Here is a 237-nt window from a genome sequence, read left to right as displayed (position 1 = left end):
GTATCAGGGCAGTACTTTAGTGGACACCACAAGCAGTCCTACTGCGCCGAACAGCAACACCTGCAGATCACATGGTCAAATGTGGCAGCAGGTACTTACAGCGTCACAGCCAAAGCGACAGACAACTTGGGGGCAAGCACAACCAGTACCCCAATCACCGTCGTGGTAGCAAGTGGTACAGCAAAGATTTATGATATCCAGACGGATCAAATCAACACGCCGCGGGTAATCACGGAC

At 51.9% G+C, this 237-nt stretch carries 1 protein-coding gene; it reads left to right on the top strand.

Annotated features, from left to right (window positions below; all coding sequences use genetic code 11):
- On the top strand, positions 1–237 hold a 237-nt coding region (locus QN347_RS20890; protein WP_323494559.1), incomplete at both ends, for a hypothetical protein.

Origin of the sequence: Sphingomonas sp. 10B4 (genome assembly GCF_035019905.1) — a bacterium.
GTDB lineage: Bacteria > Pseudomonadota > Alphaproteobacteria > Sphingomonadales > Sphingomonadaceae > Sphingomonas > Sphingomonas glacialis.
The sequence above is the reverse complement of the archived record's forward strand: the minus strand, read 5'-3'. Positions and strand labels throughout refer to the sequence as shown.